Source organism: Streptomyces bottropensis ATCC 25435, assembly GCF_000383595.1.
GTDB lineage: Bacteria > Actinomycetota > Actinomycetes > Streptomycetales > Streptomycetaceae > Streptomyces > Streptomyces bottropensis.
Window position 1 is genome coordinate 8,859,677 of the sequence record NZ_KB911581.1, and the last position, 16,038, is coordinate 8,875,714.

Here is a 16,038-nt window from a genome sequence, read left to right on the forward strand (position 1 = left end):
CCTTCCTACACTGAGGAAAGTCACCGGGCATCGGGGGGCACGGGTGCGAGGAGATGCGGCCAACGGGGGCGGGAGCCCTTATTTCTTCCTGAGTTATGCGCACACCCCGCGCAACGACGCCGGTGACACCGATCCGAACATCTGGGTCAAGAAGCTGTACGACGGGCTGTGCGCCCACATCATGCAGATGACCGATCTGCCGCGCGGCGCACGCGCCGGGTTCCTGGACCAGGGCATGGCGGTCGGCACCCGCTGGACGGACGAACTGTCGGAGAACCTCGCGCGCTGCAAGGTGTTCGTGCCGCTGTACTCGCCGCGCTACTTCATCAGCGAGCAGTGCGGCCGGGAGTGGTGGGCCTTCTCCCAGCGGCAGATCAGCCACCGGGCACGCGGCGGGGCCGCCCGGGAACACGCGATCATCCCCGCGTTATGGGTGCCCGTGGAACCCGTACAACTGCCTCACGCGGCGAAGGACCTGCAGTTCAACCATGTGTCCTTCGGCCAGGACTACGCGGAGGAGGGGTTCTACGGGCTGACCAAACTCCGGTACCTGCGCGACGAGTACGAGCGGGCCCTGTACCGGCTGGCCAAGCAGATCGTGCACGTGGCCAAGGTCACCGAACTGGACGAGGGGCAGACGTACGACGAGTACGAGTCGCTGCCCAGCGCGTTCGGCGCCTCGGGGCACCCCCCGGAGTTCGACATCACGGTCCTCGCGTGCACCCGCTCCGACCTGCCCCCGGGCAGTGAACCCGACTGCTACGGCCCGCTGCCGCGCGACTGGAACCCGTACCACCCGGCGTCGGCCCGGCCGCTCGGCGAACACGCGGCCGACCTGGTGCGCACCATGGACTACAAGGTGAACATCGGGGACTTCGAGAAGGACGCCGACCGGCTGCTCGGGCCCGGTCCGCCCCGGGCGCCCGGACTGCTGCTGCTCGACCGGTGGGCGCTGGGCTCCGCCAGGGGCCGGGAGCTGCTGGACCGGCTGTGCGAGGAACAGCGGCCGTGGATCAGCGTGATGATCCCCAGGTGCGAGGACGACGCCGGTCCGGCCCGGGAGAAGAGGCTGACGGCGCTCACCGAGAAGGCACTGGCCGCGCGCATGACGGAGGGCAGCGGGCACCGCACCCTCAACGGCGGCATCCGCACCCTGGACGCCTTCGGCAACGAACTGCAGACGGCCGTGAAGCAGGCCGTCGCCTCCTACGAGGCACACGCGCGGACCTATCCGCCGGCGGGACCCCGTATCGCGCCCCCGCGCCTGCGGGGCCCGGCGGACCTGGGCTGCTAGCGCCCGGGGCCACCGGGATGGACGGGAGCACGGGAGCACGGCAAGGGCGGGGCGGGTCGGACAGGGCGGAGGACGGCAGGCCATGACGGAGAACCGCAACGGCACGGTGATCACGTTCTACTCGTACAAGGGCGGCACCGGGCGAACGATGACGCTCGCGAACGTGGCGTGGATCCTGGCCGCGGGCGGACACCGCGTCCTGGCCGTCGACTGGGACCTGGAGGCCCCCGGCCTGCACAAGTTCTTCCACCCCTTCCTGAACCCCGCGATGCTCCGGGCGACCCCCGGGCTGAGCAACCTCATCGGCGACTACCGCCGCGAGGCACTGCGCGACCTGCCCGACCGCGCCCCGGACTGGCACCGCCGCTACGCCCGGGTCCGGCCGCACGCCCTGACGCTGGACTGGTCGTTCCCCGAGGGCGGCAGCCTGGACTTCCTGTCCGCCGGCCGCCGGCACGACGACTATCCGATGATCGGCAACATGGACTGGGAGCTGTTCTACGCCAGTTACGGCGGCGGCCGGTTCTTCGAGGCGATGCGCGCGGACATGCGGCGCCACTACGACTACACCCTGATCGACAGCCGTACCGGCCTCAGCGACCTCGCCGACGTCTGCACCGTGCAGATGCCCAACACCCTCGTCGTCTGCTACACCCTCAGCGGCCAGAGCATCGAGGGCGCCGCCGCCGTCGCGCAGAGCGTCCGGGAGCGGTTCGGCCACAAGGGCATCCGCATCCTGCCCCTCGCCATGCGCATCGATCTCGGGGAGAAGGACAAGCTCGACGCGGGACGCGCCCTGGCCCGCGACCGCTTCGCCGGGCTCCCGGCCGGCCTGGACGGCGAACGGCTCACCGACTACTGGTCGTCGATGGAGGTCCTCTACCAGCCGTACTACGCCTACGAGGAGATCCTCGCGGCCTTCGGCGACCCGCCGAAGACGGCCAACTCCATGCTGAGCGCCTGCGAACGGGTCACCTCCGTCATCACCGAGGGCCGGGTCACCCGGCTGCCCCCGATCGGCGAGGAGAAGCGGGCGCGGTACAAGGCCGCCTACACCCGGCGGCGGCCGCTGCCCGTCTCCCGGCTGGTGCTGTACTACGTCTCCGAGGACCGGATGTGGGTGGACTGGCTGGAGTCGGTGCTGCGGGACGCGGGCTTCGAGGTGGTGCCCATGGACGTCCGCGAGCTGCCGCAGGACGCCGACGGGCTCCCCGGAGCCGCCGCGCACCCGGACCCGGACGACGACTCGGAGCGGCTGCTCGCCGTGGTCTCCCCCGCCTTCCTCAACTCCCGGCGGGCCCGCCGGGCGTGGGACGACGCGGTACGCGCCGGGGGGCGCAAGCCCCGGAACCGGCCGGTGGCGGTGCGGGTCGACGACGTCCGGCTCAGCCTGCCGCACTCCGGCCGGGGCGCCATCGACCTGACCCGGCTGGACGAGGAGCGGGCGTACACCACGCTGATGACCGGCCTCGACCACCCGGACATCCTGCCGGCGCCCCCCGGCGGCGCCGCGCGCTTCCCCAACACCGGCACGCGCATCTCCAACGTCCAGCCCCGCTACCCGTGGTTCACCGGTCGCTCACCGATCCTGGACCGGCTGCGTGAGCGCCTGGTCAGCGGCCGCTCCGGCCAGCGGCTGCCGCAGGTGCTGCACGGCCTGGGCGGGGTGGGCAAGTCCCAGCTGGCCCGCGAGTACGCGCACCGCTTCAAGGCGGACTACGACCTGGTGTGGTGGATCGACGCCGAACAGCCGGACCTGGTCCTGCCGAAGGTGGCCGCGCTCGCCCAGGAGCTGGACCTGCCCGTCGGCGACGACGTGGCGGAGGCGGCCGAGGCGGCCATGGCCGCGCTCCGGCAGGGGGACCCCTGCGAGCGGTGGCTGCTGATCTTCGACAACGTCCCCGACCTGGACAAGGCGCTGCACCTCTTCCCGGAGCGTTCCGGGCCCCTGCCCGACCACGTCTACGGCCATGTCCTGGCCACCACCCGGGCCCGGCCCGCCTCGACCGCGGTCCAGTCGCTGGAGATGGAGGTCTTCACCCGCGAGGAGAGCGTGGAGCACCTGTGCCGCCGGGTGCCGGGACTGCGCGAGGACGACGCGGACCGGGTCGCCGACGCGCTGGGCGACCTGCCGCTCGCCGTGGAGGTCGCGGCGGCCTGGCTGGAGACGACGGCCACCCCGGTGCAGGAGTACATCGAGCAGCTGAGGGAGCAGTCCACACGGGTGCTGTCCGTGCAGGAGGCCGTGGACGCGGTCGAGTACCCGTCCTCCGTGGGCGCCACCTGGAACATCTCCATCGCCCGGCTGCGCGAGGAGTCACCGGCCGCCGCCCGGCTCCTGGAACTGTGCGCCTTCTTCGCCGCCGAGCCCATCTCGATGTCCCTGATCAGCAGCGACGCGATGATCGACGCGCTCCTGCCGTACGACAGGGATCTGCGGGCCCGCTACATGCTCGGCCGCGTCACCCAGGCCCTGAACCGCCTCGCACTCGCCAAGGTCGACTCCGCCGACAACTCCATCCAGGTGCACCGGCTGGTGCAGGCGGCGGTGCGGGACAGCCTGGACGACGAGCAGCATGTGCAGACCATGCACGAGGTGCACCGCATCCTCGCCGCCGCGCGGCCCAGCGAGGGCGCCGTGGACGATCCCGCGCAGTGGCCCGGTCTGGAGGTGATCTGGCCCCACCTGACCCCTTCGAACATCCGCTCGTGCACCAAGGACGAGCCGCGCCAGCTGATGGTGGACCGCGTCCGCTATCTGTGCAGGCGCGGCGAGCTGCAGGCCTCGCGCACCCTGGCCACCCAGCTGCACGAGCTGTGGACGGACGCGTTCGGGGACCGCGACGACGAGCAGATCCTCAACCTGCGCTTCCAGCTGGCGAACGTGCTGCGGGCCCAGGGCGACTACCAGGCCGCCGTCGCCATGGACGAGAGCACCCGGGACGGCCGGCGGCGGCTGTTCGGCGAGGCCCATCCGACCGTTCTCATCGCCTCCGGCAGCGTCGCCGCCGACTACCGGGCGCTGGGCCGCTTCAAGGAGGCCCTGGAGCTGGACACACGCATCCACCAGGGCTTCGCGGCCGTCTTCGGCGAGGACCATCCGCGAACACTGTCCGCCGCCAACAACCTCGCCATCGACTTCCGGCTGGCCGGTGACAGCGAGGCCGCGCGCCGGCTCGACGAGGACACGGTCCGCCGCCGTACCGCGCTGCTGGGCCCGACGCATCCGTACACCCTCGCCACCAAGGGGCTCCACGCGCGCGACCTGCGGGATCTCGGCGACTACCGGACCTCCGCCGAGTTCCTGCGCGAGGTGCGCGAAGGGTTCGAGCAGGTGTTCAACCCGGGGGTGCCCGAGGTCCTCCAGGCCGACAAGAGCCTCGCGGTCTCCCTGCGCAAGGCCGGCCGTACCGCCGAGGCGCTGCGGATCACGGAGGAGACCTGGAAGACGTACGCCCGCTACCACGACCGCTACGGCAGCACGATCCCCGAGGTTCTCGCCTGCGGGCTCAACCTCGCCGCGGACTACTACGCCACGGACGCCGAGGACGGTCCCGCGCGGGCGGTCCGCCAGGTCGAGGAGGTGCTCGACGGGTACCGGGACTCGTTCGGCGCCGAACACCCGTTCACCATGTACTGCTTCAACAACCTCGCCATGTACCACCGGGCCCTCGGCAACACGGAGACGGCCGAGGAGCTGAGCCGTCACGCCCGCGACTGTCTGGCCGCCACCCTCGGGGACGACCACCCGTCCGTCCTGTCCGCCGGCCTCAACCTGGCCAACACCTACGGGGACCGGGGGCTGCACGAGAGGGCCGAGCACTGGGAGCGCCGGGCCGTGGACGGACTGCGCCGGCGGTTCGGCCCCGACCACCCCGATGTGCTGGTCGGCATGGGCAATCTGGCGGTCACCCTGCGGGGCACCGGCCGGGAGGAGGCCGTGCAGCTCCAGGAGAAGGCGGTGCACCGGCTGACCCATCTGCTGGGCAGAACCCACCCGGTCACCACGCTGGTCCGCTCCTGGCAGCGCGTCGGACGGGATCTGGAGCCGCATCAGATCTGACGCGGGGCGCGTGCGTCCGTGGGGGGCGTGCGACTGCGGGGACGCGTCCCCGTGGGGTACGGGGGTGCGTCCCGGGTGGGGCACGAGGGCGTGTCCGCGTGGGCTGCGTGGGCGCGTCCCGTGGGCTGCGGGGTGCGCTCCCGTGGGCTGCGGGGGTGCGTCCGCGTGCGGCGCGCTGTGGGCTACACGGCCATCAGCGGGGCGTCCTCGCGCCACTTGAGGATCTTGTCGAAGCTGACGACCGCGCCGCCGTGGCCCGGTTCGTTGCCGATGTGGACGTGGTCGGCCAGTTCGCGGATGAGACAGAGGCCGCGGCCGTTCTCGGCGTCCGTGTGGGCCTGGGCCGGACGGACGGGGTGACGGTGCGGGAAGCCGGGGCCGGAGTCCGCGACCTCGATACGGCACTTCTCTCCGTCGAGGTAGGCGGTGACCCGGTACGCCTCGGTGGTGGCGCCGGCCGAGAGCCCGCCGCCGTGCTCGACAGCGTTGGCGCAGGCCTCGCTGAGGGCGACGGAGAGGTCGTAGGAGACGTCCGGGTCGACGCCCGCCGTCTCCATCGTGCCGATCAGCAGCCGCCGGGCGAGCGGCACGCTCGCAGCCTCACGCCGCAAATGGAGTGACCACCAGATGCTCATGCTCCAGCCTCCAGGCCGCGGCTCGACATACCGTTACGTATTGCCACGGAGAGCACCGCGCAATCGCCCGGACGCTGTCTGTCCGCCCATACGGCGGATGCGGCCCCCGCACATTCGGTGTATGCGGACCGAACCCTTCCGAATCACCTGTCACTCCGTGCACACAAGGCCACGGCTTTGAGGGCTCCACCACGCCACCCCCACCCCGTCGCGCCCACGCCACCACCTGAACACCGCCGCCCTCGCCGCCGTACCCCCCGCCATGCACCCGCCGAACCCAGCGGAGCGCCCCGGTGCGATGATGGGCCCGCCATGACTGCCCCCCGCCCCCGCCGGCCGACCACCCCGCGCCCCGTGCGCGCCGGAGGTGAACTCCGGTTTCCACGAGCCGCGGTGTTCGCCGCGGTCTGTGTCGCGCTGGCCGGGGCCGGACACGCGCTCGCCTCGTGCGCGGCGATCCCGCTGTGGACCCTGGGTGTCGGCTTCGTCGGCGTCTTCGCCGTAGCTGCCGTTCTGGCCGGACGGGAACGCTCCCTGCCGGGCATCGCGGCGACCCTGGCGGTGGGCCAGACCCTGCTGCACGCTCTGTTCGGACTGGGCCAGCACGGACCGACGGCCGCGTCACGGACCGCGGAGGCCATGGACGCGGCGCTCGTGGAGCGCGCCGCCCGCTTCGTGTGCGGCACGACCGCGGCGGCCCTGAGCCCCGCGCAGGCCCAGCGGATCCTCGTCGAGGCCGGGGTGGGCGGCACACACGCCGCGCACGCCCCGGCGGACACCGTGACGACCGTGGCGGGCTCCCCCGCCACCCTCCTGCCGTCGCTGCCCATGATGCTCGGCCATGTGCTCGCGGCCGTGGCCGCCGGCTGGCTGCTCCGCCACGGCGACCTCGCACTGCTCCGCCTGGCCCACCTGTCGGGCCATGAGCCGCTCGTACGGTCCCTGCGCGGCGCGCTCGCGCTGGCGCTGGCCCTGCGCTCCGGGCTCCCGAGCGCGCCGGAGGCCGTTCCCTGCGCCCCGTGCGCCGGGTACGCGGCGCCCGCGACCCTGCGGACGACCGCCCTGCAGCACACGCTCGTCCGGCGCGGACCACCGGCCGCCGCATCCGTCTTCGCCCTCGCCGCCTGACACGACGCCCGCTCACTCCGCACCTGGGAGGGGAGTCGTCGACGGCGTCGAGACTCGCGCCGCATCCGCCTCAGCTCCCGGCCCCCGGCTTCTCGCTTCGGGCTTCGGGCTTCGGGCTCGGCCCCGGCCCCGGCTGCCGCGCGCGGCGCGCGCACCCCTCGTCCTCTCTTCTTCCTCCTCACTGTGGAGTGTCACCAGTCATGAAGGCTTCTCGTGTCGCCGCCGTCGGCGCCCTCGCCGGTTCGGCCGTCCTCCTCCTCTCCGGCCCCGCGTTCGCGCACGTCAGCGTCGCGGCGGAAGGCACCGCGGCCAAGGGCGGGTACGCGACCGTCAACTTCAAGGTCCCCAACGAGCGCGACGACGCCACGACCACCAAGCTCGAGGTGAACTTCCCGACCGACCACCCGCTCGCCTCGGCCCAGCCGGAGGCCATCCCGGGCTGGGACATCAAGGTCACCAAGGCCAAGCTCGCCAAGCCGGTCGAGCTGCACGGCGAGCAGATCGACGAGGTCGTCTCCAAGATCACCTGGACCGCCGACGGCGCCGGCATCAAGGCGGGCTTCTTCCAGAAGTTCCCGGTCTCCGTCGGCCAGCTCCCCGAGAACACCGACGAACTGGTCTTCAAGGCGATCCAGACGTACTCCAACAAGGAGGTCGTCCGCTGGATCGAGGTGCCCAAGGACGGCGAGGAGGAGCCCGACAACCCGGCCCCCGTGCTCGCGCTCTCGGCCGCCTCCGGGGACCACCACGGCTCCGGCGCCTCCACCGCCTCCGACGAGTCCGAGGACGCCGACGACGCCAAGGCCGCGTCGAAGGAGACCGCCGCCGCCGCGCCCGCCGACACGAGCGACACCACCGCCCGCGTCCTCGGCATCGTCGGCATCGTCGTCGGCGCCGCGGGTGTCGCCTACGGCGTGCTGGCCGGCCGCCGGCGCACGACCGCCTGAGCCTCCGGCTTCCCGGCCCTTCCCCCTCGGCGCGCACGTGCAGCCCCCGTGCGCGCCGGGGCTCGAACCAACTGGACATATTCCTATGCGCACGAACACGAAGAAGACGTTCGCGGCCGGAGCCCTGCTGGTCGCGGCCGTCCTCGGCCTCTCGGCCTGCGGCACGGGCGACAGCTCCACGACGTCGGTCGCCGAGGTCTCCGACACCGGCCCCCAGAAGCCCTACACGGTCCTCGACCAGCCGTTCACCAAGCCGGATCTGGTCCTCACCGACACCAGCGGCAAGCCGTACGACCTCCGCGAGGAGACCGAGGGCAGGCCGACGCTGATCTACTTCGGCTACACCAACTGCCCCGACGTCTGCCCGCTGACCATGAACAACCTGGCGGTCGCGAAGAAGGAGGTGGCGAAGAAGGTGCCGAAGTCGGAGCTGGCGAACCTCCGGCTGGTCTTCGTCACCACCGACCCCGAGCGGGACACCCCGACGGAACTCGGCAAGTGGCTCAAGGGCATCGACCCCGAGATCGTCGGCCTGACCGGCGACTTCGACGACATCCAGAAGGGCGCCCTCAAGCTCGGCATCTCCATCAACCCGCCTACCAAGAACAAGAACGGCAAGGTCGTCTCCGAGCACGGCACCCAGGTCATCGCGTTCTCGCCGAAGACCGACGGGGGCTATGTGCTGTACGACGAGGAAGCCACCGTGCAGGACTACGAGAGGGACCTGCCGAAGCTGCTCAAGGGCGAGAACCCGTGAGGCCTCGACCCACCGACGCCGTACGGCCCCGGCTCGTCGGCCCCGTCCTGGTCACCACGGCCGCGCTCGTCCTCGCCGGGTGCGGTTCCGGTGACTCCTCGTCCGCCGCCTCCGCCGCGAAGCTGTCCGTGAAGTCCGCGTACATGCCACAGCCCGTCACGGACTCCCTGGCCGCCGGTTTCCTCGTCATCCAGAACGACGGCGGCAAGGCGGACGAGCTGACCTCCGTCACCAGCGACATCGCCCAGGACGTCACCGTGCACGAGACGGACGGGCAGTCGATGCAGGAGATCAAGGGCCTGAAGGTTCCCGCCGACGGCGAGCTCGTGCTCAAGAGCGGCGGAAACCACCTGATGTTCGAGAACCTGAAGCGCAAACCGAAGGAAGGCGAGACGGTGTCCCTTCGGTTGCACTTCACCAAGTCCAAGGCCATCACGGTCGAGATGCCCGTGAAGTCGGCGACGTACCAGCCGACCAGCGGGCGCTGAGGGAGGGAGCACCGTGAGCCGGTTGAGGCCGTTGCTGTTGCTGTTGTTCGCCGCCGTCGGAGTGCTGCTCGCCGGTGCCGTGCCCGTCTCCGCGCACGCCGCGCTGACCGGCAGCGACCCTCAGCAGGGGTCGGTGGTCCAGGACGCGCCGGACCAGGTGTCGCTCACCTTCTCCGAGAACGTCGCGGTGTCCGACGGCGCGGTGCGCGTGTACGACCCCAAGGGCAAGGAGGCCGACACCGGCAAGGTCACCGAACTGGGCGGCAACAGCTACTCGGTCGGCCTGCACTCGGGCCTGCCCGACGGCACCTTCACCGTCACCTACCAGGTCGTCTCGGCGGACAGCCACCCCGTCTCCGGTGCCTTCACCTTCTCCGTGGGGGCGCCCTCCAAGACGACGGTCGCGGTACCCGAGCAGCAGGTCGGCGGCGGGGTCGTCGGCGGTCTCTACGGGTTCGCGCGCTACCTGTCGTACGCCGGTTTCATCCTGCTGGTCGGCGGCGCGGCCTTCGTGCTGGCCTGCTGGCAGCGCGGTGCCGGCGTACGGCCCGTGCAGCGGCTGGTGGTCGGCGGCTGGCTCACGCTGACCACCGCCACCCTCGCGATGCTGCTGCTGCGCGGCTCCTACACCGGCTCCGGCAAGCTCGGCGACGTCTTCGACCTCGACCTCCTGGGCCAGGTCCTCCAGACGAAGACGGGCGCCGCCCTCGTCTCCCGGCTGCTGCTGCTCGCCGCGGCGGCACTGTTCATCGCGGTGCTGTTCGGCGCGTATGCGCGCCGGGACGAGGAGATCGAGGAGAGCGAAAGCAGCGAGGAGAGCGAGGGCAGCGAGGGCAGCGAGGAGGGAGCCGTCGGAGGCCGGACCGCCGAGTACGGTGACGCCTCCGAGGGCGCAGACGACGCTGACGACGCTGACGACGCTGACAAGAGCAAGGACGGGGACGGCGACGAGGACGAGGGCGGGAACGACGACTCCCTCCGGCGGGACCTCACCTTCGGGCTGGCCATCGGCGGAGGCGTGGTCTCCGCCGGTCTCGCCGCGAGCTGGGCGATGGCCGAACACGCCTCGACCGGCATCCAGACGGGCATCTCGATGCCCGTCGACATCCTGCACCTGCTGGCGGTCGCCGCCTGGCTCGGCGGCCTCGCGACACTGCTCGTGGCACTGTTCCGGGCACCGGTGGACGCGCAGATCGAGACCGAGGCCGTACGGCGATTCTCGCGGGTCGCGTTCGGCAGCGTGCTCGTCCTGACCGCGACCGGGATCTACCAGTCGTGGCGCCAGGTCGGCACCTGGTCGGCGCTGACCGGCACTTCGTACGGGCAGCTACTCCTCGTGAAGATCGGCCTGGTCGCCGTACTGGTCGGGATCGCGTGGATCTCCCGCCGGTGGACCGCGCGGCTCGCGGAGGCAACGACGGATGCCGCGGAGGACGAGGGAGCCGCGGAGAAGGAGCCGGCGGTCGCACGTGCCACCGGCGGGTCAGCGGGGAGCGTGGGCGACGACGCCGGAAAGGGCGCCGAGAAGGGTTCCGAGCGGGCCGCTCAGCTCGCCCGGCAGCAGGCGGCGGTGGCGAGCACACGCGAGAAGCGCATGCGGAACGCCGATCCCGGCCGTACGGGGCTTCGCCGGTCGGTGCTGGCGGAGGCGGGCGTCGCCGTCGTCCTGCTCGCCGTCACGACGGCACTGACCGCTGCCGAGCCCGGACGCACGGTGGAGGATGCCAAGGCTGCCAACGCCGCCGTGCGGCAGGAGAACGAGACGGCCGGCGCCTTGGCCCTGGACATGTCCTTCGACACGGGGGGCAAGAACGGCAAGGGTGTGGCCCGGCTGCAGATCGACCCCGCGCGCGTGGGTGCCAACGAGATGCACGTCTACGTCCAGGGCCCCGACGGCAAACCCTTCGACGTCCCCGAGGTGAAGGTCGCCTTCACCCTGGAGGCCAAGAAGATCGGTCCCCTGCCCGTCGTCCCCGACCGCGTCACCACCGGCCACTGGACGGCGAACGGCGTGCAGATCCCCATGGCGGGCGACTGGAACATCGAGATCACCGTACGGACATCTGAGATCGACCAGGTGACCGTCAGCAAGAACGCGAAGATCGGCTGAAACCACCATGGCTGACCAAGACCTGGTCGAGAACGACCCCACCACCCCGGAAGGCGCGCGGGGCCCGCGAGGGGCGCGGAAAGGCGCCGGGCATGCGTCCGGCGCGGCACGGGCGCGAGCGGCCGAGGACGCGTCACGTCCCCCGTCCGTCCCTTCGGGATCGGAACGCGACGGCGACAGCCCGGCCGCCGACGGAGCGATCTCGCGTCGTCTGCTGCTGGGCACCGCCGGCGCGACCGGGCTCGTCCTGGGTGCGGCAGGTGCCGCCGCCGGTTATGCGGCCGGATCCTCTTCCTCCTCGTCCTCTTCGAACGAGGAGGTCACACCGCTCTCCTCCCTCGGCGCGGGGGAGGAGATGTTTCACGTGAAACATCAGCCGGGGATCACCACGCCTCTCCAGGCCCGCGGTCACCTCGTCGCGTTCGACTTGGCCGCCGGGGCGGGGCGCAAGGAGGCGGCCGCTCTGCTGCGCCGCTGGTCGGACACGGCTCGGCGGCTGATGGCGGGCGAGCCCACGGCACAGGACGACACCGATATCGCCCGTGACGCGGGCCCGTCGTCGCTGACGGTCACCTTCGGATTCGGACACAGCTTCTTCGCCCGTACCGGTCTGGAGAAGCAGCGTCCGGAGGCCCTGGATCCCCTGCCCGACTTCTCCTCGGACCAACTCGACCGGGCGCGCAGCAATGGCGATCTGTGGGTGCAGATCGGGGCCGACGACGCGCTCGTAGCCTTCCACGCCCTGCGCGCGATCCAGAAGGACGCGGGCAGCGCGGCCCGGGTGCGATGGCAGATGAACGGCTTCAACCGTTCGCCGGGCGCCACGGCCCACCCCATGACGGCCCGCAACCTGATGGGCCAGATCGACGGCACCCGCAACCCCAAGCCGGCCGAGCCCGACTTCGACGAGCGGATCTTCGTGCCCGCGTCCGCCTCGCCGACCACCTCCGGCGACCCGGCGTGGATGTCCAACGGCTCCTACGCCGTCGTACGTCGCATCCGCATGCTCCTGGACGACTGGGAGCAGCTCTCGGTCAAGGCCCAGGAGGACGTGATCGGACGGCGCAAGTCCGACGGGGCGCCGCTGAGCGGGGGCGAGAAGGCGACCGAGACGACCGCGATGGACCTGGAGAAGACCGACACCCAGGGCAACCTCCTCGTGCCGATCAACGCGCACGCCCGCATCACCCGCCCCGATCAGAACGGCGGCGCGGCCATGCTCCGCCGCCCGTTCTCCTTCCATGACGGCATCGACGCGAAGGGGGTCCCCGACGCGGGCCTTCTCTTCGTCTGCTGGCAGGCCGACCCCCTCCGCGGCTTCGTCACCGTCCAGCGCAAACTCGACCGCGGCGACGCCCTCTCCAAGTTCATCCGCCACGAGTCGAGCGGCCTCTTCGCGGTGCCGGGGGGCGCGGCCGAGGGGGAGTACGTGGGGCAGAGGTTGCTGGAGGGCTGACCGAGGCGGTGTGCGGCGTCTCCCAGGGCCGTACGTCGCTCTTGGGGTCATACGTGTCGGGCGAGACGCTGGCGTCGCCCTCAGGGGTGGTGGGGCGCCATGCGTGCGCCGGGGTCCCGCGAGGCCCATTAGGGTGAGTCCATGCCAGCCAGCTACGTGTACCTCGGCCCCGAGGGCACCTTCACCGAGGTCGCCCTGCGCACGCTGCCGGAGTCCGCGACCCGCGAGCTCCTCCCGATGGTGTCCGTGCCCGCCGCACTGGACGCCGTCCGCAACGGCGAGGCCGAGGCAGCGTTCGTCCCGATCGAGAACTCCGTCGAGGGCGGGATCACGACCACCCTCGACGAGCTGGTCGCCGGCGCCCCGCTGATGATCTACCGCGAGGTGCTCCTCTCGATCACCTTCGCGCTGCTGGTCCGGCCGGGCACCAAGCTGTCGGAGATCAAGACGGTCACCGCGCATCCGGCCGCCCAGCCGCAGGTCCGCAACTGGATGAAGGCCAATCTCTCCCCGGACGTCGTCTGGGAGTCCGCCGCCTCGAACGCCGACGGCGCGCGACTCGTCCAGGAGGGCCGTTACGACGCCGCCTTCGCCGGGGAGTTCGCGGCCGCGCGGTACGGCCTGGAGGCGCTGCAGACCGAGATCCACGACGCGGAGAACGCCCAGACCCGGTTCGTACTCGTCGGCCGCCCCGCCCGGCCCGCCGCCCCGACGGGCTGCGACAAGACGTCCGTCGTCATCTGGCAGCGCGACGACCACCCCGGCGGACTGCGCGACCTCCTCGGCGAATTCGCCGTCCGCGGCGTCAACCTCATGCTGCTGCAGTCCCGCCCGACCGGCGAGGGCATCGGCAACTACTGCTTCGCCATCGACGCCGAGGGTCATATCTCCGACCGCCGCGTGGCCGAGGCGCTGATGGGCCTCAAGCGGATCTGCCTCCAGGTCCGCTTCCTCGGTTCGTACCCGCGTGCGGACGCCGCCACGGCGAAGATCCGGCCCACGTCGGCGGGGACCTCCGACGTGGAGTTCGTGGCCGCGGCGGACTGGGTGGCCCGCTGCCAGGACGGCAGGTTCTAGGTCGGCAGGTTCTTGGTCGGCCGGTTCTTGGTCGGCCGGTTCTTGGTCGGCCGGTTCTTGGTCGGCCGGTTCTTGGTCGGTCACTTCTGGGGCGGTCGGCTCTAGCACGGCAGGTTCAAGCACGGCGGGTTCGAACACGGCAGCTACCAGCACGGTCGGTTCCAGCACCGCCTGCCTGTCCCTGGGCTTCGCGCTTGCGCGTCCACCGCCGGTCCTACCTGCCTATTTTCTTTGTCCACAGAAGTTATCCACAGGGTCGCTTCTCGACCTGGGGACAAGTCGACAACGTATCGCCATGCAGTCGACAAATCCTCTTCGTGGACCCCACTCCGTCCACAACCTCGTAGGTCACCCTTCGTCCACGCGTTTCCTCTGGTCAATCCTTTAGAGCGACCCATTCACCCACGAATCCACACGAAAGTGGGCGTGAAGGTGGTTTGAGTCGGGAATCCTCAAGTCGGCCCCCGACATCCCCCGCGATCTTCCCCGTAGTCCACAGATCTTTCACACAGCCTGTGGATAACTCTGTGACAATGCGGACCGCTGTGGACAGCCGATCCCCAAGTCCCCTGAAACACAAGGGAGTCGAGTCAACCAGGCGCCACAGCCGCCCCCACTTTCAGGGGGCCGAACGCCGCTTCATTGACTTTCGCCACCCCGGTACACCGCCCCGCGACGCCCGAGCCCCCTCCAGCGCCAGCGGCATTCGGTGCAATCACCTACAGAAGGGTCATGGGGCGTATTCGAGTCGTGGGCCGGAACCACGCACCGGTAACCTTGGGGCGTGATTGACCTTCGCCTGCTCCGTGAGGACCCCGACCGTGTGCGCGCGTCCCAGCGCGCCCGTGGAGAGGACGTCGCGCTCGTCGACTCCCTCCTGTCCGCCGACGAGCGGCGCAGGTCCTCCGGCGTCCGCTTCGACGAGCTCCGCGCCGAGCAGAAGTCGCTCGGCAAGCTGATCCCCAAGGCCTCCGCCGAGGAGAAGGCCGAGCTGCTCAAGCGCGCCGAACAGCTCAAGGCCGACGTCAAGGCCGCCGACGCCGAGCGCGACGCGGCCGCCACCGAGACCCACGAACTCCTCCTGCAACTCGGCAACCTCGTCCACCCCGACGTCCCCGTCGGCGGCGAGGAGGACTTCGTCACCCTGGAGACGCACGGCGAGATCCGCGACTTCACGGTCGAGGGCTTCGAACCGAAGGACCACCTGGAGCTCGGCACCATCCTCGGCGCCATCGACACCGAGCGTGGCGCCAAGGTCTCCGGCTCACGCTTCTACTTCCTGACGGGCGTCGGGGCCCTCCTCGAACTCGCCCTGGTCAACGCGGCGATCGCCCAGGCCACCGCCGCCGGCTTCACCCCGATGCTGACCCCGGCGCTGGTCCGCCCGCAGTCGATGGCCGGTACCGGCTTCCTCGGCCAGGCCGCCCAGGACGTCTACCACCTCGACAAGGACGACCTCTACCTGGTCGGCACCTCCGAGGTCGCGCTGGCGGCGTACCACATGGACGAGATCATCGACGCCGACCGCCTTCCCCTGCGTTACGCCGGCTTCTCTCCCTGCTTCCGCCGCGAGGCCGGTTCGCACGGCAAGGACACCCGGGGCATCTTCCGCGTCCACCAGTTCGACAAGGTCGAGATGTTCTCGTACGTCGCGCCGGAGGACTCCCAGGCCGAGCACCAGCGCCTGCTGGACTGGGAGAAGCAGTGGCTGACGTCGCTGGAACTGCCCTTCCGCGTCATCGACGTCGCCTCCGCCGACCTCGGCTCCTCGGCCTCGCGCAAGTTCGACTGCGAGGCGTGGATCCCGACCCAGGGCAAGTACCGCGAGCTGACCTCGACCTCCGACTGCACCGAGTTCCAGTCGCGCCGTCTGCAGATCCGCGTCCGTGACGGCAAGCAGGTCAAGCCACTGGCCACGCTCAACGGCACGCTCTGCGCCGTCCCGCGCACGATCGTGGCGATCCTGGAGAACCACCAGCAGGCCGACGGCTCCGTCCGCGTCCCCGAGGTGCTGCGCCCGTACCTCGGCGGCCGCGAGGTGCTGGAGCCGGTGGCCAAGTGAGCGACGCGGCTGTCACCGGGG

General features: G+C 71.1%; 11 protein-coding genes. 10 read left to right on the top strand and 1 reads right to left on the bottom strand.

Features of this window, described 5'->3' with window-relative positions:
- Nucleotides 1-43 precede the first annotated feature (43 nt).
- Both STRBO_RS0139335 and fxsT read left to right on the top strand, forming a co-directional pair.
- Nucleotides 44-1,294 carry a TIR-like protein FxsC gene (locus STRBO_RS0139335; RefSeq protein ID WP_005482852.1) on the top strand — a complete coding sequence of 417 codons (1,251 nt, stop codon included), beginning with the start codon at nt 44-46 and terminating at the stop codon, nt 1,292-1,294.
- A gap of 82 nt (nt 1,295-1,376) precedes the next feature.
- Complete coding sequence (gene fxsT / locus STRBO_RS0139340) at nt 1,377-5,357, top strand: FxSxx-COOH system tetratricopeptide repeat protein (RefSeq protein WP_005482854.1); 3,981 nt, start codon at nt 1,377-1,379, stop codon at nt 5,355-5,357.
- Nucleotides 5,358-5,539: 182 nt separating this feature from the next.
- Here the strand turns inward: fxsT and STRBO_RS0139345 are convergent, their stop codons facing one another.
- Nucleotides 5,540-5,992, bottom strand: coding sequence for an ATP-binding protein (locus tag STRBO_RS0139345; protein ID WP_028797113.1), 453 nt, complete (start codon nt 5,990-5,992; stop codon nt 5,540-5,542).
- 393 nt (nt 5,993-6,385) lie between these two features.
- Between STRBO_RS0139345 and STRBO_RS0139350 the strand changes: the two genes are divergently transcribed.
- From STRBO_RS0139350 to serS, 8 genes are all read left to right on the top strand, one after another.
- On the top strand, nt 6,386-7,120 hold the full coding sequence (locus STRBO_RS0139350) for a hypothetical protein (RefSeq protein ID WP_005482858.1): 735 nt from the start codon (nt 6,386-6,388) through the stop codon (nt 7,118-7,120).
- Nucleotides 7,121-7,320: 200 nt separating this feature from the next.
- Complete coding sequence (locus tag STRBO_RS0139355) at nt 7,321-8,067, top strand: YcnI family copper-binding membrane protein (protein ID WP_005482860.1); 747 nt, start codon at nt 7,321-7,323, stop codon at nt 8,065-8,067.
- Between the two features lie 85 nt (nt 8,068-8,152).
- Nucleotides 8,153-8,824, top strand: a complete 672-nt coding sequence (locus tag STRBO_RS0139360; protein ID WP_005482862.1) for an SCO family protein — start codon at nt 8,153-8,155, stop codon at nt 8,822-8,824.
- Nucleotides 8,821-9,312 (top strand): copper chaperone PCu(A)C, encoded by a 492-nt coding sequence (locus STRBO_RS0139365; RefSeq protein ID WP_005482864.1) that lies wholly within the window; start codon nt 8,821-8,823, stop codon nt 9,310-9,312. Before STRBO_RS0139360 ends, STRBO_RS0139365 begins: the two co-directional genes overlap by 4 nt.
- 13 nt (nt 9,313-9,325) lie before the next feature.
- Nucleotides 9,326-11,422 (top strand): copper resistance CopC/CopD family protein, encoded by a 2,097-nt coding sequence (locus tag STRBO_RS0139370; protein ID WP_005482866.1) that lies wholly within the window; start codon nt 9,326-9,328, stop codon nt 11,420-11,422.
- A gap of 7 nt (nt 11,423-11,429) precedes the next feature.
- Nucleotides 11,430-12,878 carry an iron uptake transporter deferrochelatase/peroxidase subunit gene (efeB, locus tag STRBO_RS0139375; RefSeq protein WP_005482869.1) on the top strand — a complete coding sequence of 483 codons (1,449 nt, stop codon included), beginning with the start codon at nt 11,430-11,432 and terminating at the stop codon, nt 12,876-12,878.
- A 141-nt stretch (nt 12,879-13,019) separates the two neighbouring features.
- A complete protein-coding gene (pheA, locus tag STRBO_RS0139380) occupies nt 13,020-13,955 on the top strand; it encodes a prephenate dehydratase (RefSeq protein ID WP_020115805.1) in 936 nt (311 codons plus the stop codon).
- 784 nt (nt 13,956-14,739) lie between these two features.
- The gene (serS, locus tag STRBO_RS0139390) at nt 14,740-16,017 is read left to right on the top strand and encodes a serine--tRNA ligase (protein WP_005482873.1); all 1,278 of its coding nucleotides are present in this window, start codon (nt 14,740-14,742) and stop codon (nt 16,015-16,017) included.
- The last annotated feature ends 21 nt before the right edge of the window (nt 16,018-16,038 follow it).